Here is a 21,466-nt window from a genome sequence, read left to right as displayed (position 1 = left end):
GACCGGTATGCGCTATCACGGCGAAAACCTGCCAGGCATTCTGTGTAGCCCAGCTTAGACGGATGATGACGCTGGAAGTTCACGACACTCTGAAATGAGAACCTACGCCTCCGGCTGCGTCAGAAACAGGTAGATCAGTTGATGGCGGGACCTTATCGGAAAAAAGGAACGTCGCTGGATCAAGTTTCAACGCCTTGGCGATCGCGGCAATCGTGTCGACGCTGATATTGCCGCTTGCGCGTTCCAATTTCATGAATGTCGCCTCCGCCACGCCGATGAGCTCGGCCATCTCATAGCGGAGCAAAGTGCGTCGTTTTCGCTCAATGTCGATGATGTGCGCCAGACGCATGCGGATTGCATTTTCGTCCAACTGATGCGCCCATTCGGTAAGTTTTTTTCCGCCCGCGAGCAGGTCTGCAACTGACACATGCAAGCCGCTTGCCATGATTTGCAACGTCGTCAGGGTGACATTGTTTTTCTGTCGCACAGTCTGAATGTAGGTTCGATAGGCCAGTTTTTCGCCCTCGGCGGTTCGAAACAGTTCGGCCATGTGCATATGGGATAAGCCGCGCTTGGCTCTCTCCCGCTCGAGCGCCAGAGCAATGTTGGCGCGCAACGGGTTGTTGACCAGGCCCGCGTCGTCTCGTTTCATAAATCGATGTAGTCGCACAACCTGCCTTCTCGATCTGTCCTTTTTCGCGCGGATGATCCATAGTAAAGTATCAGAATCCGCAGCGAGGAAAAGGCTATGAACATGCTGAAATATCTCTTGGTGGGTGCCGCCGTCGTCGTGGGCGCCGCGGCTCTTCCATCCCAATCACAGGCATCGGAATGGGGCTGTCAGGTCCTCCTCTGCCTGTCCGGTGACTGGCAGGCCACTCCTTCTTGCCACCCGTCAATCTACAAGTTGATGGCGTCGATGAAAGCGCCGGGTTTTAACTGGCCGCTCTGTCCACAAGCCAACTCCAGCGCCGCGAGATTCGAGAAGTATGAGGATTGTCCAGCTGGCTGGCAAGCAGCTGGCAGCTACGACTCCGATCGGCGAGGAATGAGGCAAGAACGGAACATCTGCCGTATCAGCTCCGACAGGCTCACCCTGCCCGCCACTTTCACGAATAGTCGTCTCGGCCAAGACCATGACAACGGATCTCGACAGGCCCAGATCGAAATCAACGGTAGGTTGGTGACGGCAAAAATCCAGATCACGGGCAACGATAGAGGGCATTCCCTTGGTAATGGCCCCACCTACTACACCATTTCTCGGCCGGTGCGCGGAAAGCCCTGGTTCATCGAGTATGACGACGCGAACGGCATGCGCCAGAAAAGCTGGTTCAATCTCAACATGCCATAAGCCAGGCGATCACGCAGGATGAGTCGCCATGAGGATCACAAGGCGTGTCTGTCCGTTCATTCACGCCGACGACAGCGATGGCTTCGAAGATCAACGCGAATACTGGATCGGGGAGGGTTTTATAAGTGTTGAAGGCGCTTCTCCTGTCGACTGCGATAATGAGCACATGGGCAGTCTCGACGGCGGCTAGCCAGAGCGACAAGCCGCGATCGAGCGCGGACAATCCGATGTGGCCCGCTTCACTGAAATGGGACTGCAAGACCGCCGCCAAAATCGTGTGTGAGCGTGACGGCAGTTGCACAGTGGCCGAGGACCATACTAGGTTTGTGCTGAACTATGGCAGCAACGAAGCTGAGTTCCCGGCCAGCAATGTCAGGATCAAACGGCACTATCAACAGACCGTGCAGGCAAGCCCTTTGCAGCAGGAAGTTAAAGTCGAACTGGCTGACAATCGCGTTCTTTGGCTGACGGCCGTGGATGCCAGCCGCACTTATTCGGAAGCCTGGGTCGGCGCAATGAGCGAGTTGAAGGGCGGCGCGGTACTCATGGAGTCCGAGGGCGTCTATTGTATGCCGCACAAGTGAGCCGAGGGGGAAGGCGAGCGAAAACCGATATGTTCTGACCTCGAGCGCCAGCCACCGGCGTTTCAGAAAAGTCCGGCATAACCGTCTTCCCGGTCTAGTTTCATCAGACGATCAGCCGTCGACTCCTGCGCAGCGGCGTCCTGACCCATCACGGCCAGCGCAGCGAACAGCCCAACAGATTTCCTCATCCAAGTCCCCTCACGCCAAGGACCAAGAACGTTTTGCCTTGCCTGGCGAGAGCCGGGTGAGGATGGTCAGGAGGTCTTGCATGACTAACCTGTCAACAATGAAACGAACATGCCATGGTACGGTGCTCGAGCGCATCGTGGTGGTGGGGCTGGGCGGCCTGCCCCTGACCGCAACGATCGACAATCTGCCGGAAGCGTATCCGGGCGGACAAGTCGCGCGAGGCGGGCGCCTGGGCCTGCTCGGCAATCGCGACATTATGGATACGCCGTTCAACATCGGCAGCTACACGGCGCAAACGATCGAGGATCAGAGCGCACGCACGGTGGACGACGTGATGATCAATGATCCTTGGTACGGAGCACCCATTCAACCGGCGGGATATTGGATTCCTTCTACATTCGCGGCTTTCCGATCAATGCAGGAAATTTTGGCGAGGTCGCGTTCGATGGTGTGTTCGGGGTCGCGCCGACCTATCGCTTGTTCACCGATTATATCGAGCGATCGAGGTTCTCAAAGACCGGTGGCGCTCCTTTATGGCATCGCGCCGAACAGCAGTCTCGGGGGTACGACCAATATCGTCCCAAGCGCGCGGGCCGAGGCCGATCTGACACGGTCGAGCCCCCGGGGCATCTCGATGTGAGCGGGCGTTTCGGCGCCGAGCGGCAGTTCGGGGTCGCGGCAGCTATCACGGCGGCGACGCCGATCGACGACCAAAAGCGCGACGTGCCGGTGGTGACAATCTGCGGCGCGGGCCGCACCGGGCAACGGAGCGCCGATCGCCACGATCAAGCCTGGCCGGTCTGCGCCCCCCAATCGGATGTTAGAGCTCATGCTAATGAGGCGTCAGCACGCCGATTTTCTCAATGGTTTGGAAAAATCAAAAGATAATTCCTTATCTCTATAGATATTGTGTAATATCGTCCGATCCCGTCTTGGCAACCGGGCATCCCCTTGGTGGAACAGGAGATCGACGACGTGGCAAGAATTTCGGTTCTCGGCATATCCGGCGGCGTTAGTACGCCATCCCGCACCACCGCGGTGGTGAGCGCGCTGGTCAAGGCGGTCGCGTCGCGTATCCCGTCGGACGCCGGCCTGATCGAAATCACCGAGGCGGCGCCTTCGATTTTCGCCGGGCTGTCTCGTGGCGCGCTTGGCGCGTCTGGCGAAGCGATCATCCAGCGTGTCGAGAAGGCCGATCTGCTCGTGGTCGGAACGCCGGTCTACAGGGCATCCTACACCGGCGCCCTCAAGCACCTGTTCGACCTCGTCGATTATCGTGCACTGACGGGCAAGACCGTGCTTCTCGCGGCGACCGGCGGAAGTCCATACCATGGCCTGGTGCTCGAACATCAGCTCCGGCCATTGTTCGGCTTTTTCGGCGCCGTCACCGTTCCGACCGGCGTCTACGGCGCGCCCGACGATTTCATCGATGCCGAAAATGGAAACCGCGCCCCTCGGTGCCGAGCAGGGCATCTGCCCGAAGGCGCACATCAGTGAAGTTCAGCGCGCCGACCTGGCTGGCGCGCTGGCCCATCTTGTGCTCCTTCGGCCCCTTCTCGACGCCGGCCGCATGCAGGTCGACGATGAAGATCGACATGCCGCGATTGCCGGCTTGCTTGTCGGTTCGCGCCAGCACGAAACCGTAGTCGGCCACCGGCGCATTGTGGATCCAGATCTTGCCGCCGTTCAAACGCCAGCCGTCGCCGTCGCGCTCGGCCGTCGTGCGGATGCCCGAAACATCAGTGCCCGCCTCCGGCTCGGTGATGCAGTAGGCGACCTTCGAGCGCATGCCGAGTATTTCCGGCAGCAGGGCCTGCTGGCTTTCAGTACCGTGGCGCACCAACAGGCTTGAAATCAGTTCGACCAGGCCGCACTGGTCCGCGACGGAAGCATATCCGCGGCTCAACTCCTCCATCACAAGGGCATAGGTCAGCGTGTCGAAGCCCGGCCCGCCGAGGGCTTCCGGCACGCCTATGCCGAATAGGCCGAGCTTAGAGCACGCCGGCTTCGGTCTTGAGCTTTTCAACCAGTTCGGCGACCAACTTAACCTTGACGCCTGCCTTGCGGCCGAACGGTTCCTGGGTCTTCAGCACCTTGAGGCGCGGGGCGGTGTCGACGCCGAAGTCGACCGGCGTCTTCTTGTCGAGCGGCTTCTTTTTCGCCTTCATGATGTTCGGCAGCGACGCATAACGCGGCTCGTTGAGGCGAAGGTCGGTCGTAACGACGGCCGGAAGCTTCACGTCGATCGTCTGGAGACCACCGTCGACTTCGCGCGTCACCCTGGCTGTGCCCTCTGGTGCCTTGCCGTCGTCGATCTCGACCTTGGAAGCAAACGTCGCCTGCGCCCAACCAAGAAGGGCCGAGAGCATCTGGCCGGTCTGGCTGCTGTCGTCGTCGATCGCCTGCTTGCCGACGATGACGAGGCCGGGCTGTTCGGCCTCGGTGACACCCTTGAGGATCTTGGCGACGGCGAGCGGCTCGACGGCGTCGTCCGTCTCGACCAGCAAGGCGCGATCGGCGCCCATGGCGAGCGCGGTGCGCAGCGTCTCTTCGGCTTTCGCAGGACCGATCGACACCACAACCACTTCCTCAGCCTTGCCGGCTTCCTTGAGGCGTAGCGCTTCCTCAACCGAAATCTCGTCAAACGGGTTCATCGACATCTTGACATTCGTAAGCTCGACACCGGAGCCATCCGCCTTCACGCGGATCTTTACGTTGTAATCAACAACGCGCTTGACTGGGACCAAGATCTTCATGGCTCAACTCCAAATTCGTCAGCAGAGGGCGTGGAAACGCGTTCCTCGCGGTCCAGTTCCTCGGCCACGGGCCGGATCATTTCGTCGGCAAAGGCGCGCGCCATCTCTCGCACCTGCTCCTGCGTTTCAGTGAGATACATGGCCCTCGACTCCCACTTAGTAACTATCCGGTTATATACATTCCCCAGTCTCAAGACGTCAAGTCGGAAAAATCTCAGACCGGGAAGAAAGCTGCTTGCACAGGCGTTTGGTCCGTGCTTATTTATTCACCAACTGGTTACTTATGGAGGAGAGGCATGCACCCTGGCGAAAAGAGGAAATTCGGCCGAACAGAACTTGAGGTCACGACGTTCGGCTTTGGGACCGCGCCCCTCGGCAACATTTTCCGCGAGATCGACGAAGCCACAGCCGGGGCTATGTTCGAACGCGCATGGGCCGCCGGCGTACGGTTCTTCGACACCGCGCCGATGTATGGCCACGGGCTTGCCGAACTGCGCACGAGCCACGCCCTGCGCTGGAAGGAGCGAGACGATTTCGTCCTCTCGTCCAAGGTCGGGCGCCTGCTGCGACCGGCACGGCGCGACACCATCGATTTTGCGCCGTGGACGAATGCTGCGCCCTTCACCATGCATTTCGACTACAGTTACGACGGCACGATGCGCGCCTTCGAGGACAGCCTGCAGCGGCTGGGGTTGGAGCGGATGGACATGTGTTTCATCCATGACATCGACGTTTTCACACGCGGGAGCGAGCAGCCGGAAGTGTTCGAGCAGGCGATGGACGGCGCCTGGCGCGCGCTGGAGCGGCTGCGCTCGGAAAAGGTCGTGAAGGCGATCGGCGTCGGCGTCAACGAATGGCAGGTCTGCCATGAGGCCCTCCGCCGTCACGATTTCGACTGCTTCCTGCTGGCCGGCCGCTACACCCTCCTTGAACAGGACGCGCTCGACGCGTTCCTTCCGCTGTGCGAGGCACGTGGCGCGGCGGTCGTCGTGGGCGGCGGCTTCAATTCGGGAATCCTTGCCACCGGCGCGAAGGAAGGGGCGAAGTACAATTACGCGCCGGCGCCGCGCGACATCCTGGAAAAGGTCGCGAAGATCGAGGGGGTCTGTGCGGCGCATGGCGTGCCGCTGGCCGCCGCCGCACTGCAATTCGTGCTCGCCCATCCTGGCGTACCCTCTTTCATGGCGGGCACGCGCACGGTCGAACAGCTTGACCAGAACCTTGCCTGGTTCTCCCATCCGATCCCGGCAGAGTTCTGGGCAGATCTCAAGAGGCAGCGCCTGTTGCGCGAGGACGCACCCGTTCCGGGCTGAGCTCGCATCAGCCCGCGCTGCAACAAGCGGCGCGGGCAAGCTCTAACGGATCAGGATTGCCCTGAAGTCATTGATATTGGTTCCTGTCGGGCCGGGCACGAACAGGTCGCCCAAACGATGAAACGCCGTCCAGGCGTCGTTGCCGGCAAGCAGTGCGGCAGGATCCGCCCCCAGTTCGCGCAGGCGCCCCATGCTGGCGCCGTCGGCAAAGGCCCCCGCATTGTCCTCTGAGCCATCGATACCATCCGTATCGGCGGCAAGTGCTGCAAACGGCACACCTTCGCCTGCGAGCGCGAGCGACAACAAAAACTCCGTGTTGCGTCCACCCTTGCCACGTCCCTTGATCGTCACCGTCGTTTCTCCGCCGGAGAGGATGACGACGGGACGCAAGAACGGGCGGTCACGGCTGGCGACCTCGCGAGCGATAGCGGCGTGAACAACCGCGACGTCGCGCGCCTCCCCCTCTATGCAGTCCGATAGAATGACGGCGGGCACGCCGAGCGCCTCCGACCGTTGCGCGGCAGCCTCCAGTGAAAGGCGTGCAGAAGCGATGATGTGGACCTCATGACCGGCAAAGGCTGAGTCATGAGGCGATGGCGGCTGGCCCACGTCTTCATCAAGGCAAACCTGGATCCGCTCGGGCAGCTTGACACCCCATGTCTTGACCAGTGCGCGCGCCTCTTTGCGATTGCTTGCATCCGGCACGGTCGGTCCACTGGCGACCTGCGCCGGGTCGTCGCCAGGCACATCGGAGACAACGAGCGTCACAACCCTTGCAGGATGACATGCGGCGGCGAGCCGCCCACCCTTAATGCCGGAGACCTGCTTGCGAATAGCGTTGATGACGGAAATCGGCGCACCGCTCGCCAGCAGCGCGCTGTTTAGGGCGGCTTCATCCTTCAGCGTGAGATCGCCGGGCGGGGCTGGGAGCAGGGCGGACCCGCCGCCACAGATCAGCGCCACGACGAGATCATTCTCACCAAGCCCCTTTACAGCGTCGAAAAGCGATTGAGACGCTTCAAGCCCCGCAACATCCGGAACGGGATGGGCAGCCTCCAGCACACGGATCCTCTGGCAGGCCGCCGAATAGCCATAACGCGTCACCACAACCCCTTCCAGTGGGCCATCCCACAGCCTTTCGAAAGCCGCGGCAAGCTGCGCGGCGCCCTTGCCCGCGCCGATGACGACGGTCTTTCCTTTGGGTCGGGTCGGTAGATATGTGCTTAAGGCCTTTTCGGGAGCCGCGGCTTCGATCGCTGCGCGAAAGAGTTGTGCGAGAAAATCTTTGTCTTCAGGCTTCATGAGACCGCCAAACGGATCAGGAGTATGGGATGACCGAAAGCTATCTGTCGAAACGCGCCGGCCGCTTCTGCCTGTGGGCCGCCAGCCCTTCCGTGAGATCTTCGGATGCAGCCGCCACCGCGCCGGCCAAGGCCTCTACGACCCGTTCGCTTTCCTCGTACTCGGCGGCATTGATCAGCATCTTCGTCAATTCTGTCGCCCTTGGAGATCGCTTCAGCACGCGGGCCGCCGCGGCCTCTGCGGCGGCGCCACCCTCGCCCGTGGGCACGACCTGATCAACGAGCCCGAGCGCGATGGCCTCATCAGCTGAGTAGACTTCACCGAAAAGCGCCATGCGGCGGACAAGCTGCGTGCCGAAGCGGCGCGAGGCGCGCTGCGTGCCGGACCAGCCGGGAATGATGCCGAGGCCGGCCTCCGGCTGGCCGATCTTCACATGCGCTTCGGCGATGCGCAGGTCCGCGCAGGCAGCAAGCTCCAGCCCGCCGCCGAGCGCGTGGCCGTTCAGCACCGCGATCAGTGGAACCGTGAGGCGGGCCAGCGCATCGAAGGCGCCGTGTCCGTCGCGCAGCCAGCGGCGAGAGAACGTGTCGGCGTCGAGGCTGCTCCACGCCTCGATATCGCCCCCCGCGCAAAAGGACCTGCCGCCCTCTCCCGACAGGATCGCAACTCGGGCATCCGAGCGCTCGATGGTACGGCAGGCCCGCAACAGCGCATCGACCATGTCCTCGTCGACCGCGTTCAGCTTTTCCGGGCGGCGCAGGGTGAGCCGCGCAAGGTGGCCCTCGATTCGGAGTTCGATGCGCGGATCGCTCACAGCGCAAGCCCCATGGTGCCAGCGCGGAATAGCGCATCGTCCATCACCTTGAGCGTCTGCGATACGCGCAACGACGTCGCCGCCTGGTCGAGGACGTCGCGCTGGAGGTCGAGGCCAGCGGCGATCTCGGTTATCACAAGTCCGTCCGTATCAAGCTCTATTACGCAGCGCTCCGTGACATATGTGATCTCCTGCCCCTGCGCGCGGGCGCGCTTGCCAGAAAAACTGACCTGATCGACCTTCGGCACGAACTTGGCGATGCGGCCCTCCGTGTCGATCACCAGCCGGCCGTCCTCGATGTGCATCTTGGCGCCTGCATTGAAATTGCCGGAGAAGACGATTTTTTTCGCACGCGACGTGATGTCGACAAAACCGCCGGCGCCAGCGGTGCGGTGTGGCGTTGCCGCCAGGCGGCTGACATTGACCGATCCTTCGGAATCGATCTCGAGGAAGGACAGGAGCGAGCAATCGAAGCCGCCCGCCTGGAAATAACAGAACTGATGGGGCGAGGCGACGAAGGCCTCGGCGTTGGAGGCACAGCCGAACTTGAAATCGAGAAGCGGCACGCCGCCGACGGCCCCCTGCTCGATTACCCATGTAATTTTGCCGTGATGCCCTTCCTCGATGAGGATGCGCGGCACGTTGGCCGAAATGCCGAAGCCGATATTGACGGCCCAGCCATCCTGCAGTTCCCGCGCCACGCGGCGGGCGATGACCTTGCCAACATCGAGGGCCGGCAGGCGGAAGGTTTCGAGCGGCCGGAAGAGCTCGCCGGAAATCGCCGGGTCATAGGGCGTCGCCGTCGTCTGCAATTGATCGGGCGCCTCGACGATGACGTCGACGAGGATGCCGGGGACGCGCACGTCATGGGGCCGCAGGGTGCCGCTGGCCGCCACCCGCTTGACCTGCGCTATGACCAGACCGCCGGAATTGCGGGCGGCCAGCGCCATTTCCATAGCGCCGAGAGTCGCACCCTCCTGTTCGAAGGTGAGGTTGCCCTTCTCGTCGGAGGTCGTCGCACGGATGATCGCAACATCGGGGCGAAGCGCCGGGAAATGCAACCAGTCCTCTCCCGCGAACGAAACCCGCTGAACGATCGGCTCGGCGCGCGCACTCGCATTCATCGCGCAGCCTTCCTGATCGGGATCGACGAAGGTCTCCATGCCAACCTTGGTGAGCACGCCCGGACGCTTGGCGGCGCCCTCCCGGAGCATGTCGAAGACGATGCCGGAGGGCACGTTCCAGGCGGCGAGCTCCTCCTTGAGGATCATCTGCCAGACCAGCGGCGGCTCGGCATTGCTTGGCCCCGAGGGATAGGAGCCGCCGATGATCTTCTTCAGCATGCCCGGCTTGGCGATGTGGTCAACACCACGGGTGCCAAAGAAGTCGCCGGCCGCGATCGGGTGAATGGAGGTGAGACCGCGCGGATGGCCTTCGCGATCAAAGCGTTCGCCTAGCGCCTTGAGAACGGCCTCAGGGCAACACAGGCCCGACGAAGAGTTGACTGCAACGACCGCACCATCCCTGACGAGTTGGGCCGCCTCCTCCGCCGTCTTTACCTTCTTCATCGACTTCACCTCCGTTCCGCATTGCACTAAGTAACTAACTAGTTATAGATTAAACACGGCCTGGGCAATCAGGCAAGCAGGTTTTTCGCGTCGACGCGCATGGCGCCATCGATGCTCCCAGACAGCCAAGGAGGAGGCATGAACATCTATTTCCAGAAGAGCTTTCAGCGCGGCTTCGGCACCTTTCCGCTGAAGGGAAACGACCTCAGACACGCGATCGCTGCCGCCATCGGCGCCGGTTACCGAGCGTTCGATACGGCGCAGATGTACGGCAACGAGGCCGATACGGGTGCGGCACTCGCAGTCTGCAGCGTCGCGCGGGAAGAGCTCTGCATTACCACGAAGGTGCATCCGGACAACTATTCAGAAGAAAAATTCCTGCCCTCGGTCGAGGCCAGCCTGAAGTCATTGCAGATCGATCGCCTCGATGCGCTTCTCCTGCACTGGCCGCCGGCAGACGGTGACGTCGCGCCATCCCTGCGCCTCCTGCAATCCGCCCGGGACAGGGGTCTTACGGATACCATCGGCGTCTCGAACTATACCGCACGCATGATGCATGTGGCGCGCGCCGTGGTCGAAGGACCGCTCGTCACCAACCAAGTGGAGTTTCACCCGCTGGTCAACCAGCAGAAGCTCCTCGCCGCCGCATCGGAGACGGGCATCCCGCTTTCCTCCTACGCGTCCATCGCCCGCGGCGAAGTGTTCAAGCACCGTCTTTTCGCCGAGATCGGCAAAACCTACGGAAAATCTGCTGCACAGGTCGTGCTGCGCTGGACTCTCCAGAAGGGTGTGCCGCTCAACACGATGTCGACGAAGCCGGAAAACATCCGGGGGAATTTCGACATCATGGATTTCACGCTGTCGTCCATCGACATGGACAGGATCGACGCCCTGAACGCGACCGGTTACCGCATTGTCAAGCCGGGGCAACTGCCCTGGGTCCCCCAATGGGACTGACGCAAAAGGGCGGCCGCAAGGCCGCCCCAGGCCGCTGACAAACCCCGTCGATTTTCGGCGGGGTATTTGTTATGTGATTGAAGTATCTTGGACTGCTTCTGTCAGGGGATTTTGACAGGAGGCATTGAGCCTCAGGCGAGGCGAGGTTTTGGCTTCGGCCACAAGCAAAGAGCGATCTTCTTGATGTTTTGTGCTGCGGCGGCGAGCAGGCACTGGCAGGCGACCTTGGTGAGACTTCGGAAGCGCGCATAGCGGTGACCGTGCAGTTGCTTGGCGTCGGCAAAGGAGCGTTCGACGGTCTCCTTGCGGCGGCGGTAGATGGCCTTGCCCCATGCGGTCAGCCCGTTGGCGTCGGTGCGCTCCTTCGCATCTGCCCAGACATGGCGGATGATGGTGCGCTGGGCCTTGGCATTGGTCGTGCAGGAGGCAAGCAACGGGCAGTCGCGGCAAATAGCAGGGTCGCTCTTGTAGTGGCGGTAGCCATTGCGGTCGGTGGTGACATAGGCCAGCACCTGGCCCTGTGGGCAGCGATAGCTATCAGCCGCCGGCTCATGGGTGAAGGACGACGGTGCCATCATGCCGGGCTTGGGTGGTGTGGGGCGACGATAGCCGGTGACGCCGCGTATTGCCCGGTCCCCCAGTCCTTTGGCGATGCCTGCCGTGGCATAGCCGGCGTCCAGTCCGACGGCGCCGACATCAAATCCGAAGCGCTCCACCTGCCGATCAAGCCTCGACAGGTAAACGGTCGAATCGTGGACGATCGCCGTCGTATGCGTGTCGGTGATGATGGCATGGGCTGCATCCACCGTGCGATGGTCGAGATAGAAAAAGCCCTTCGGCTTGCCCTCGCGCACCATGTAGCCGCTGTCGGGATCGGTCCGCGAGACTTTGGTCTCCTTCACCGCAGGCCGCCGCTCCTTCTCCTTCAGCGGCTTCTGGCCGTGCAGCACCCGTTAGGCGTCGATCGCACGATCGAGGTCGGCCCAATAGTCGGCCCGCGACTTGGCGATCATGGCAAGGTCGTATTTGCCCTTGTTGGCATTGGCCTTCAGATGGGTGGAGTCGGTGTACAGCACCGTGCCGTCGACCAAGCCCGCCCGGATCGCCTGCTCGACAATGCGGTCGAAGATCGCCTGCGACACGCTGGTATCATCGTAACGCCGCCGCCGATTCTGGCTCAGCGTCGAGGCGTCGAACACCTTGTCCGTCAGCTTCAGCCGCAGGAACCAGCGATGGGCGACATTGACCTCGATCTCGCGCACCAACTGCCGTTCCGAGCGAACTCCAAACAGGTAGCCGATGAACAGCGCCTTGAACATCAAGGTCGGGTCGAGCGGCGGGCGACCATTGTCGGGGCAATAGAGCGGCGAGGTCAGTTCGTGGATGAAGGAGAAATCGATCACACGGTCGATCTTGCGCAACAGGTGATCAGCTGGAACCAACTGATCCAGCGTTACCATCTCGAGCGCGGTCTGTTCAGGGGCGGGTCGCTTCAACATGACCCAGTGAATCAAAAACCCCCTTCAAAATGCCAGGGGTTTGTCAGCAGTCTGGGGGGGCCGCAAGGCCGCCCTTTTGCTTGAGAAGCCTCGATCGATTAGGCATTGCCGCGGATCATGTCCGATGCCTTTTCGCCGATCATTATCGTCACCGCATTGGTATTGGAACCGACGAGGCTCGGCATGATGGAACTGTCGCAGATGCGGATGCCATCGAGGCCGTGGACGCGCAGTTGCGGGTCGACCACCGACATCTCGTCCCGCCCCATCTTGCAGGTGCAGGTGGGGTGATAGGAGGTACGCCCGTATTGGCGTGCATAGGCGACATAGTCTTCCTGCGTGCGCACGTTTCTATCGGGAAAATGCAACGTTTTGATGCATTTCTGCAGGGAAGGCTGGCCAAAGATTTCCTGACTGATCTTCACGCCTTCAGCGGAAATCCTTACATCGTCGGGGTCGCCGAGGAAGTTCGGATCGATAACGGGCAAGGCGCGCGGATCGGCCGAGCGCAAGGTCACGGTTCCGCGCGACTTTGGCCGAAGCGTATAGGAGTTGAGCGTGATGCCGGACGCGCCCTTCGGCACGCTCGGTACGCCTGCCTCCGCCCCCGCGCCCGCAAGGAAGTGGAACTGCAGGTCCGGGGTCGGGCTCGCCTCGTCGCCATACCAGAACGCCCCACCCTGCACGACGTTGGAGGTGATGCGGCTCGCCTTGTCGCCATACCAGAACGCCCCACCCTCCACGAGGTTGGAGGTGATGGGGCCGGACTTGAAGAGTGTGTACTGAATGCCTGCCCAGATCGACCAGTGCAACTTGTTGTATTTGTCGAGGCTATCGTGGTTCTTCAGTTCCGCGACGATGTCGACGCCAAAATGGTCCTGGAGGTTCTGCCCTACGCCGGCCATGTCCTGCACCACCTGGATGCCGTGGCTGTTGAGCGCATCGGCCGGCCCGACGCCGGAGAGCATCATCAGCTTCGGCGTGCCGATGGCGCCAGAGGTAAGAATCACCTCGCTTTCCGCCCGCGCCGTCGTGCGGTAGCCGCCGGCCTCGTACTCGACGCCCACCGCACGGAGTCCTTCGAAGACGATGCGCAGGACAAGCGCACCGGTGACGACCGTCAGGTTCGGACGCTTCAGGGCCGGACGCAGATAGCCGACGGCCGCCGAGCAGCGCCGGTTGTCGCGCGTCGTCGTCTGGTAGACGCCCGCCCCCTCCTGCACCGGGCCATTGAAATCCGGATTGTAGGGAATGCCGAACTCCTGGCAGCTCTGCACGAAGGCCCGCGTCATGCGTTGCGGCTCGGGGATGTTGGAGACGCCGAGCGGGCCATCCGTTCCATGCCAGGCACCGGAGAGGATCGAATTGCCCTCCGATCGCAGGAAATATTTCTGGATGTCCTTGAAGCCCCACCCTTCCGCGCCTTCCTCGACCCAGCGATCATAATCGGCGGGCACACCACGCGTGAAAACCTCGGCATTGATCGACGACCCGCCCCCGAGCACCTTGGCCTGCGCGTAAAGGATCTCACGGTTGTTGGCGTGCTTCTGGGGCGCGGTCTTCAGGCCCCAGGTGAGCGGCCCCGTCGTCATCTTAGCGAAGCCAACGGGCATGTGGATGAGCGGATTGGTATCGCGCCCGCCCGCCTCGATGAGGCACACTCGCGCGGACGGGTTTTCCGAAAGCCGCGCCGCCAGCACGCACCCGGAGGTACCGCCGCCGACGATCACATAGTCATAGCCAGCGGCCATCATGCGATCCAATGCGTGCGCTTGCCGATCTCGACATGAACGGACTTCACCTGCGTATATTCCTCTACCCCATACATCCCCGCCTCGCGGCCCCAGCCGGACTGCTTGAAGCCGCCGAGCGGCATTTCGGGACCGCCGGCCATGATCGTGTTGACCCAGAAGCGCCCGGCGCGAACCCGGCGGCTCACCATCAGTGCCTTGTCGATATTCTTCGTCCAGACGCTCGCCGCAAGACCGTAAACCGTGTCATTGGCAAGCTTGATGGCTTCTTCCAACGTATCGAAATGCATGGAGCACAGCACGGGGCCGAAAATCTCGTCGCGGGCGATGACCATGTCGCATGAAACGCCGGAGAAGAGCGTCGGCGCGATATACTGGCCGCGACCAAGATTGATCGGCCCGCCGCCGGTGAGAAGTTTTGCGCCCTCGGCCTTGCCCTTCGCGATGTAGTCGAGGATCGTGGCGTTCTGCGCCTCTGTCGTAATGGCCCCGACCTGAGTCGCCTCGTCCAGCGGATCGCCGACGCGGATCTTCTTCATTTTTTCGACGAGCAGCTTTTCGAATTCGGCGGCGATGGAGCGCTCGACGATCAGGCGCGAGGAGGAGACGCAGCATTGCCCGGTGTTAAAGCTGATGCCGAAGGCCGCGCCGTCGGCGGCGTCTTCCAGATCGGCATCGGCGAAGACGATGATGGGGTTCTTGCCGCCAAGCTCCAGGCCGAGCTTCTTGAAGTTGCTGTCGGCTGCCGCGTGGACGCAGGAGCGGCCGACGGCTGTCGAGCCGGTGAAGGACAGCATGTCGACGTCAGGATGCTCGGACAGCGCCTGGCCAATCCTGCGGCCGGCACCGGTGATGACGTTGTAGACACCGGCCGGAAGGCCCGCTTCCGCCAGCACTTCGGCGAGCAGCAGCGTCGTTGCAGCGGTCACTTCCGACGGCTTCACGATCATCGTGCAGCCAGAGGCGAGGATGAAGGGCACGCGCTCGCAGAGGATCAGGAACGGGAAGTTCCAGGGCGTGATGAGGCCGACGACGCCGATCGGCTCGCGCAGCACCATGCCGAAGAGATCGTCGCCGAGCGAGTTGAAGCTGTCTCCGTGCAGCATGCGCGCCGCACCGGCGCCCGTTTGGAAGCAGGCGATGCAGTGATCGATTTCACCTCGCGCTTGGGAGATCGGCTTGCCGTTTTCCAGCGCCTCCCAATAGGCGATTTCGTCGCGACGGCGGCGCAAGATTTCAGCAACGCGCAACAGGACGCTTCCGCGGGCCGCACCCGAAAGGCCAGCCCAGCGGCGATCTTCGAAGGCGCGGCGTGCCGCGGCGACGGCGGCGTTCAGATCATCGACCGTGCAACGAACCGTGCGCGTGACAGGCGTGCCGTGGCCGGGCGACGTGCGTTCGAAGTATTGCGCGCCGTCTTTCCACTCGCCATCGACGAAAAAGCCGAAGGTGCGCGCTGCGGCCGGGGCAGAAAGGAACGGGTTTTTCTGGTCCACGGGATACCTCCACTTCGATAGGTCTTACGCCGCAATGGCGATTTGCGTCTTCAGGTCGTGCGGCCGTTCCCCGAGGGTGTCGAAAGCCGCCTGGATATTCTCCAGGGAGTAGCTCGCCTTGGTGAAATCATCCGTGCGGAACCGGCCATGCGACAGAAGGGTCAATGCGTCCTGCATATCCTCCCCCATGCCCGCGACGGAGCCCTTGAGGCTCGTCTCCTCCAGAACCGTGCGGAGGATATCGAGGGGGACCGTCTCGCCCCGCGACGTGATGCCGAAGAAGGCGATGTGCCCGCCGCGGCGCGTCAGGTCGAAAGCCTGTTCATAGAGCTTTCTGTTGCCGACGCTTTCGACCACCAGATCCGCGCCGCGTCCGCCGGTCATCCGCAGCACGGTTTTCTTGAGCTCGGCCGGATCGGACACCGCCGCATCCGCGCCGGCTTCGAGAGCCATCCGGGAGCGCTCGGCGGAGAGATCGGCGACGATAATGGGGGCCGCGCCGACGAGCCGCATCATCTGCACATGAAGATTGCCGATCGGCCCCGCGCCGAAGATTACGACCGACTGGCCGAAGGTCGCCCTCGCCTTGCGCGCGGCGCGGACGACGCAGGCGACCGGCTCGGTGAGGACGAGAACTTCGTCAGCGATGTCAGCCTCAACGGGGATCGCGAGGCGCGCGGGCACGGCGACGAATTCGGCGAAAGCCCCATCCCTGCCGATGCCGACCTGGGTGACCTCGGCGCAGTTCAACACCTCATTACGGCGGCACCAGAAGCATGTGCCGCAGCCGATATTAATGTCGACGACCACGCGCGTACCAGGCGAGAGATGGCGCACATTGGTGCCCATCTCAGCAATCGTGCCGCAGAACTCATGGCCGGGGATCAGCGGCAACTGGTCAGTGGCGTAGTGGCCGTTGAAGATATGGATATCCGTGCCGCAAATGCCTGTGCGCGTTACCCGCACCAGTACATCATCCGGCCCGACGGACGGCACCGGAACGTCGCGGAGTTCGAAGCGCTTCGGCGCAGTGAGGACAGCGGCGCGCATGGTGCTCATGGCCAGATCCTCACTTCACGGTGCGCAGCTTTGCGCGGTCGATGGTCAGCGCGATGGCGACGATCAGCACGACGCCGAAAACCATCTGCTGGCGCGTCGCGTCGATCTCGAAATAGAGCATCGAGGCGCGGATGACGGCAACAATGAGCGTACCGACCACGGTGTTGACGACACCGCCGACGCCACCTGTCAGCGGCGTACCACCGACGAGCACCGCAACGATGGCCGGCAGCAGGAAGCCGTTGGCGATCGTCGGCGCACCGCCCGAAAGCTTTACCGCAAAGAGGAGGCCGGCAATGGCGGCGAGTGCGCCCGAGATCGCGAAAGCAAGAATCTTGTAGCGGGCGACATTGAGGCCTGAGGCCGCGGCCGCGAGTTCGCCGGCACCGACGGCCTTCAGGGCACGGCCAAGCGTCGTGCGTCGCTCGATGAAGAGGCAGATCGCGACGAGCGCCGCGGCAATCAGCAGCTCATGCGGCACGCCCCAGGTGCGGCCGATCATCCAGCCGAAGGTCTCGTTGCGCTGTGTGGCATCCATGTTGAGTGCGCGCTGCCCGGAGAGCCATTGCGCAATAGAAAAGGCGACACCGCCGACAGCGAGCGTGGAGATAAAGGACGGCACGAAAAGCCGCGTCGTCACATAACCGGAGAGCATGCCGAGCAGGAAGCCGGCAAGCACGCACAGCACGGCGACCCACCCCCCCATGGAGGCGAGATATACCGAGGCGACGACCGTCACCATGTTCGCCATGGACTGGGCCGAAAGATCGATGCCGCCGATATAGATAGCAAAGGTGAGCCCGAGCGCCATGATGAAGAGCGGCACGATATCCCCGGCGATGCCGAGTAGGTTCGAAGGGCGCAGGAAGCCGGGATCGTTGACGCCGACGATCGCGACGAGCACGACCAGCGTGACCCAGGGTAGGTGCGGTTTGAGGCGCTGAATATCCATTTCTTCCCTCAGATCATATGGTGCAGCAGGTCGAAGGGCGTGGGCTTGGCGCCCGGCTTACAGGCGAATTGCTTCTGGATGCGCCCGTCCTTGACGACGAGGATGGTGTGCGACAGGCCGATCGCCTCTTCCAGCGTATCGGCGACGAGCACGATACCGACGCCTGCCGCGCCCATCGCGCGGATCATGTCGTAGACGTCTTCCTTCGCGCCGATGTCGAGGCCGCGCGTCGGGTGGTCGAGCAACATGATGTCGGAGCCGGCGGAACGCCATTTTGCCAGCACGACCTTCTGCTGATTGCCGCCCGAGAGATTGCCGCAATCGGCAAATTCCGAATGTGCCTTGATCGAGAGTTTCTTGATCCAGTCGCGCGCCAGCGCCCGCTCCTCGTTAACGCGCAGTACCCCCCCGCTCGAATGGTTCCGCATCTGCGAGAGCGTCATGTTCTCGTAGACGTTCATGCCGGCGACGATGCCTTCGATCTTGCGTTCGCGCGGCACATAGCCGACGCCATGGGCGACCGACTGGCGCGGCGAATAGCCATTGGCGTCAGCGCCCTTGATCTTGAGACGGCCGGTCGCCGGCGTCAGCATGCCGTAGATCGTGCGCAGGATCGCCTCGCGCCCGGAACCTTCCGTGCCGACGAGACACAGGACTTCACCGGCATGCACTTTGAAGGAGATATCTTGGATGCTGCCCGGCAGTCCGACGCCCGCCATCTCGACCAGCACCTTCGAGCCATCGAACGGCTTCTGCAGGTGTTCTCGGTAATATTGCTTGTCGACGTTGCGGCCGACCATCTTGTGCTGGATGGCCTCCGTCGTCGCGCCGCCCCGCTCCACCACGTCGACCACCTCGCCGTCCTTCATGACATAGATGCGGTCGGAGAGCTCCATCACCTCGTCCATGCGATGCGAAACGAAGATAAAGGAGGCGCGCGTCGTCAGCTCCCGCACAAGCTTGAAGAGCAGCTCGACCTCTTCCTTCGATAGAACCGAGGTCGGTTCGTCGAGCAGGATGACGAGGTCGCCCTTCACCCGCTCTTCCAGTGTCAGAACCTTGGCGAGTTCGACAAGCTGGCGCTGGGCGAAGGAGAGTTTCGAGGTCACCGTCACCGGGTCGAGGTCGAGCTTCACCTTGGTGAGCTGCGCCTTGGCCGCGCTCGCCATCGCCTTCCAGTCGACCACGCCGAAGCGGACGAACTGGCGCTCGTAGCCGAGAAAGATGTTCTCCATGACAGAGAGGTTCGGGATCAGGGACTGTTCCTGGAACACCATCCCGATGCCCTTTTCCATCGCTTGGCGCGGATTGGCGAAGCGAACGGACGCCCCGTTGATGAGGACCTGGCCACCATCCGGCTGGTAGGCGCCGTAGATGACCTTCATCAGCGTGGATTTGCCGGCGCCGTTCTCACCGACGAGACCGACGATCTCACCGCGCTTGATGTGGAAATTGATAGACTTCAGCGCGTGGACGCCGGGGAATTTCTTGTTGACGGCTTTCAGCTCGTACATGGCGCTCCTCACTTAACGAAGGAAACCATCTTGCGGTCGGTGGAAAGCACCACCGCAAGAATGACGAGGAGGCCCAGCACTCCGTCCTGAAGGAAATCGGGCAGACCGATGACGACCATGCCGTTGTCGATGACGTTGACGATAAGCACGCCGACGAGCGCGTTCCACACGCCGCCGATGCCGCCCCAGAGCGCCACGCCGCCGACGACCACAGAGGTGATGGAGACGAACATGAAGTTTGCGCCGGTCACAGATTCCGCCTGCCCGATGCGGGCGACGACGAGGATAGCGGCGATGGCGTAGAAGACGCCGGCGAGCGCAAAGCCGGTGACGCGGACGCGGGTGACGTTGAGGCCCGAGGCGTGAGCGAGGTCCTCGCCGCCGCCGACAGCGTAGAAATTGCGGCCGAGCGTCGTGTGGGTTTGGATGAACCAGCCGACGAACAGGAAGAAGGCCGCGACATAGACCATCAGCGGGAAGCCGAGCCAGCGCACCGTGAGCAGGCCGCGGAAGGTGGCATCGCTGACCTTCACGATATCACCGCCGGTCAGCAGGATCGCGGCACCGGTGCCGACAAAGCCCATGGCGAGGCTTGCCATGAAGGACGGGATCTTCAGTTTTACATGCACCAGCCCGTTCAAAAGCCCGATCAGGCCGCCGAGCACGAGCACAAGCGGAATGGCTATCCAGCCGAAGCCGGCGAGTGAGCCGCCAAGCTGGGCGAAGATGAAGGCGAAGGAGACCGCCGTGAGCGAGACCGTTCCCTCCATGGAAAGGTCGATCGAACCCATGACGATGATGAAGGTGACGCCGACGGCGACCATGAGCGCCGGGGTCGCCGCGATCGCGATACGGGCAAAGTTCCGCAAGGAAAAGAAGGTCGGGTTGAACGCGGTGAAAAAGATCACCAGCGCGATCAGCACCAGTAGCGGCGCCCACTTGATCAAGGTTTCGCGTGATAGGCGACGTGTCACGTCAGACACCCTTTAATAAAATTTCGCAGGAGATGTGGCGGCAGCGCGTACGGCTGCCGCCCTGCCTATGGTCAGGACTTGTACTGGATCTGGCCTTTCGACGGCCCCCAGAAGTCCTTCCAGTCGTAGGTCGGCACGGAATCCAGGTACTTCGCCTTGAATTCCGCCGCGTCCTTGGCCGTAACGAGAATCGTCGGGCCATAGAATTCGCGATGCTCCTTCGGCTCCTCGGAAGGTTTGAAGGTGCCGATGGCGGCATGGTAGGCGAGTGCAGCGCTGATGCCGCCGCCCCAATGCGGATTGGTGAAGACGGTGGCGAGCAGCTGACCATCCATGACCATCTGCACGGCTTCCGGATTGCCGTCATAGGCGACGATCGGCATGTTCTCGATGCCCTCGGCACGCAGCGCCTCGATGACGCCGTAGGCTATGTTGTCATTGGCGCAATGCACGCCCTTGATCTTGTCGCCGTAGCGCGTCAGGAAGGAGGCCATCAGGGCCGCGCCCTTCTGTGTGTCCCAGTCGGCCGGCTCGGCATCGAGCAGCTCGACCTTCGGGAAGTCCTTCAGTGCGTTCTTGAGGCCGTTGAGGCGCTCGACGGCCGGATTGTTGGCTGCGATGCCGCCGAGATGGACCACGCCACCCTCACCGCCCATGGCTTTGAAGAGGATGCGGGCGGTTTCTTCCGCCGGCTTTTCATCCGACCAGGTCATATGCGAGACGTAATTGTCGCCAAAATCCCAGGGATGCAGGTCGTCGGTCTTGTTCCAGATCGTCGACACATAGGCGCCGGCAGCTTGAACGGCCTCGACGACCGGACGGGCGTTCGGGCTGTCATTGGCATCGCAGGCAATGGCGCAATTGCCATTGTTCTTGGCAAGGAAGGCCTTGATGTCAGCGAGCGACTTTTCCGTCGAGCCCTCGTTGATAAGGCTGATGAGTGCGCTCTTCGGCTTGCCGAGCGACTCCACGAAGGCCTCGCCGCCGGAGACGACAGAGTTCCAGTATGCCGAGGCGCGGTCGCGGTAGCTCCAGGCAATCGCCGGGTCCGTCAGCGCGGCGCGTGCGATGCCGCCACCGAATAGTCCCGGCACGGCAGCCGCGCCCATGCCGGCCGCAGCTGCGAACAGAAAATTGCGACGGCTGACCGTTTCGCGCTCGATGAAATCCTTGATAAAGGTCGACATTGGTTCCTCCCAATTCTCGATTGAAACGCTTTCCGCGTCACGACTGGCGCTGCTGCCGACGAGGAGAGCCTAGCCTTCAGGCGAGGCGCTCCGGTGTGACCCACGCCATTTAACGCACTAACCAGTTACTTCTTTTAGTTTGCCCAAGTCAAGCGGTTTCAGTATGATCACGACGAGCAATCGCGTCGAACGGCTGTGAC

Annotated in this window: 20 protein-coding genes and 2 pseudogenes; 6 read left to right on the top strand and 16 right to left on the bottom strand. The window is 62.2% G+C overall.

Going from position 1 to position 21,466, the window contains the following annotated elements:
• Positions 1-79 precede the first annotated feature (79 nt).
• On the bottom strand, positions 80-652 hold the full coding sequence (locus tag NKJ35_RS17220; RefSeq protein WP_352648696.1) for a helix-turn-helix domain-containing protein: 573 nt from the start codon (positions 650-652) through the stop codon (positions 80-82).
• Positions 653-748: 96 nt separating this feature from the next.
• Between NKJ35_RS17220 and NKJ35_RS17215 the strand changes: the two genes are divergently transcribed.
• On the top strand, positions 749-1,351 hold the full coding sequence (locus NKJ35_RS17215; protein WP_352648695.1) for a hypothetical protein: 603 nt from the start codon (positions 749-751) through the stop codon (positions 1,349-1,351).
• Positions 1,352-1,476: 125 nt separating this feature from the next.
• Entirely contained in the window at positions 1,477-1,935 is a 459-nt protein-coding gene (locus NKJ35_RS17210; RefSeq protein WP_352648693.1) for a hypothetical protein, read from the top strand.
• 62 nt (positions 1,936-1,997) lie between these two features.
• Here the strand turns inward: NKJ35_RS17210 and NKJ35_RS17205 are convergent, their stop codons facing one another.
• The gene (locus tag NKJ35_RS17205) at positions 1,998-2,123 is read right to left on the bottom strand and encodes a hypothetical protein (RefSeq protein WP_023722890.1); all 126 of its coding nucleotides are present in this window, start codon (positions 2,121-2,123) and stop codon (positions 1,998-2,000) included.
• Between the two features lie 80 nt (positions 2,124-2,203).
• On the opposite strand from NKJ35_RS17205, the gene NKJ35_RS17200 reads away from it, so the two are divergent.
• Both NKJ35_RS17200 and NKJ35_RS17195 read left to right on the top strand, forming a co-directional pair.
• Positions 2,204-2,764: a hypothetical protein gene (locus NKJ35_RS17200; RefSeq protein WP_502904645.1), complete on the top strand. Its 561-nt coding sequence runs from the start codon at positions 2,204-2,206 to the stop codon at positions 2,762-2,764.
• Between the two features lie 335 nt (positions 2,765-3,099).
• Positions 3,100-3,621, top strand: coding sequence for an NAD(P)H-dependent oxidoreductase (locus tag NKJ35_RS17195; protein WP_352648691.1), 522 nt, complete (start codon positions 3,100-3,102; stop codon positions 3,619-3,621).
• Here NKJ35_RS17195 and NKJ35_RS17190 read toward each other — a convergent pair.
• The 3 genes and pseudogenes from NKJ35_RS17190 to NKJ35_RS17180 all read right to left on the bottom strand — a co-directional run.
• Positions 3,563-4,120 (bottom strand): annotated as a pseudogene (locus NKJ35_RS17190) (acyl-CoA dehydrogenase family protein); the annotation flags it as partial. The gene NKJ35_RS17195 and the pseudogene NKJ35_RS17190 overlap by 59 nt on opposite strands.
• Positions 4,116-4,880, bottom strand: coding sequence for an electron transfer flavoprotein subunit beta/FixA family protein (locus NKJ35_RS17185; RefSeq protein WP_352648689.1), 765 nt, complete (start codon positions 4,878-4,880; stop codon positions 4,116-4,118). The pseudogene NKJ35_RS17190 and the gene NKJ35_RS17185, both read right to left, overlap by 5 nt.
• Positions 4,877-5,020: an acyl-CoA dehydrogenase family protein gene (locus NKJ35_RS17180; protein WP_352648687.1), complete on the bottom strand. Its 144-nt coding sequence runs from the start codon at positions 5,018-5,020 to the stop codon at positions 4,877-4,879. Before NKJ35_RS17180 ends, NKJ35_RS17185 begins: the two co-directional genes overlap by 4 nt.
• A 156-nt stretch (positions 5,021-5,176) precedes the next feature.
• Between NKJ35_RS17180 and NKJ35_RS17175 the strand changes: the two genes are divergently transcribed.
• Positions 5,177-6,193, top strand: coding sequence for an aldo/keto reductase (locus NKJ35_RS17175; RefSeq protein ID WP_352648685.1), 1,017 nt, complete (start codon positions 5,177-5,179; stop codon positions 6,191-6,193).
• Positions 6,194-6,235: 42 nt separating this feature from the next.
• Here the strand turns inward: NKJ35_RS17175 and NKJ35_RS17170 are convergent, their stop codons facing one another.
• The 3 genes from NKJ35_RS17170 to NKJ35_RS17160 are packed head-to-tail and all read right to left on the bottom strand — an operon-like array spanning position 6,236 to position 9,877.
• On the bottom strand, positions 6,236-7,495 hold the full coding sequence (locus NKJ35_RS17170; RefSeq protein ID WP_352648683.1) for a glycerate kinase type-2 family protein: 1,260 nt from the start codon (positions 7,493-7,495) through the stop codon (positions 6,236-6,238).
• A gap of 40 nt (positions 7,496-7,535) precedes the next feature.
• Positions 7,536-8,309, bottom strand: coding sequence for an enoyl-CoA hydratase/isomerase family protein (locus NKJ35_RS17165; protein ID WP_352648681.1), 774 nt, complete (start codon positions 8,307-8,309; stop codon positions 7,536-7,538).
• On the bottom strand, positions 8,306-9,877 hold the full coding sequence (locus NKJ35_RS17160) for an acyl CoA:acetate/3-ketoacid CoA transferase (RefSeq protein WP_352496357.1): 1,572 nt from the start codon (positions 9,875-9,877) through the stop codon (positions 8,306-8,308). Before NKJ35_RS17160 ends, NKJ35_RS17165 begins: the two co-directional genes overlap by 4 nt.
• A 138-nt stretch (positions 9,878-10,015) precedes the next feature.
• On the opposite strand from NKJ35_RS17160, the gene NKJ35_RS17155 reads away from it, so the two are divergent.
• Positions 10,016-10,834 carry an aldo/keto reductase gene (locus NKJ35_RS17155; RefSeq protein ID WP_352496356.1) on the top strand — a complete coding sequence of 273 codons (819 nt, stop codon included), beginning with the start codon at positions 10,016-10,018 and terminating at the stop codon, positions 10,832-10,834.
• Positions 10,835-10,965: 131 nt separating this feature from the next.
• Here NKJ35_RS17155 and NKJ35_RS17150 read toward each other — a convergent pair.
• From NKJ35_RS17150 to NKJ35_RS17115, 8 genes and pseudogenes are all read right to left on the bottom strand, one after another.
• A pseudogene (locus NKJ35_RS17150) lies at positions 10,966-12,333 on the bottom strand (IS1182 family transposase).
• Between the two features lie 98 nt (positions 12,334-12,431).
• On the bottom strand, positions 12,432-14,084 hold the full coding sequence (locus NKJ35_RS17145; RefSeq protein ID WP_352648678.1) for a GMC family oxidoreductase: 1,653 nt from the start codon (positions 14,082-14,084) through the stop codon (positions 12,432-12,434).
• Positions 14,084-15,580, bottom strand: coding sequence for an aldehyde dehydrogenase family protein (locus NKJ35_RS17140; RefSeq protein ID WP_352496354.1), 1,497 nt, complete (start codon positions 15,578-15,580; stop codon positions 14,084-14,086). The genes NKJ35_RS17145 and NKJ35_RS17140 overlap by 1 nt, the downstream gene beginning before the upstream one ends.
• A gap of 24 nt (positions 15,581-15,604) precedes the next feature.
• Complete coding sequence (locus tag NKJ35_RS17135; RefSeq protein ID WP_352648676.1) at positions 15,605-16,639, bottom strand: zinc-dependent alcohol dehydrogenase; 1,035 nt, start codon at positions 16,637-16,639, stop codon at positions 15,605-15,607.
• 10 nt (positions 16,640-16,649) lie between these two features.
• A complete protein-coding gene (locus NKJ35_RS17130) occupies positions 16,650-17,591 on the bottom strand; it encodes an ABC transporter permease (RefSeq protein WP_352648674.1) in 942 nt (313 codons plus the stop codon).
• 8 nt (positions 17,592-17,599) lie between these two features.
• The gene (locus NKJ35_RS17125) at positions 17,600-19,105 is read right to left on the bottom strand and encodes a sugar ABC transporter ATP-binding protein (RefSeq protein WP_352648672.1); all 1,506 of its coding nucleotides are present in this window, start codon (positions 19,103-19,105) and stop codon (positions 17,600-17,602) included.
• Between the two features lie 8 nt (positions 19,106-19,113).
• Positions 19,114-20,079, bottom strand: a complete 966-nt coding sequence (locus NKJ35_RS17120) for an ABC transporter permease (protein ID WP_352648670.1) — start codon at positions 20,077-20,079, stop codon at positions 19,114-19,116.
• Between the two features lie 71 nt (positions 20,080-20,150).
• Positions 20,151-21,266 (bottom strand): sugar ABC transporter substrate-binding protein, encoded by a 1,116-nt coding sequence (locus NKJ35_RS17115; RefSeq protein ID WP_352648668.1) that lies wholly within the window; start codon positions 21,264-21,266, stop codon positions 20,151-20,153.
• Between the last annotated feature and the right edge of the window lie 200 nt (positions 21,267-21,466).

Source organism: Mesorhizobium sp. M0136 (assembly GCF_040322515.1).
Taxonomy (GTDB): domain Bacteria; phylum Pseudomonadota; class Alphaproteobacteria; order Rhizobiales; family Rhizobiaceae; genus Mesorhizobium.
This window is presented reverse-complemented; position numbering and strand designations above follow the sequence as displayed.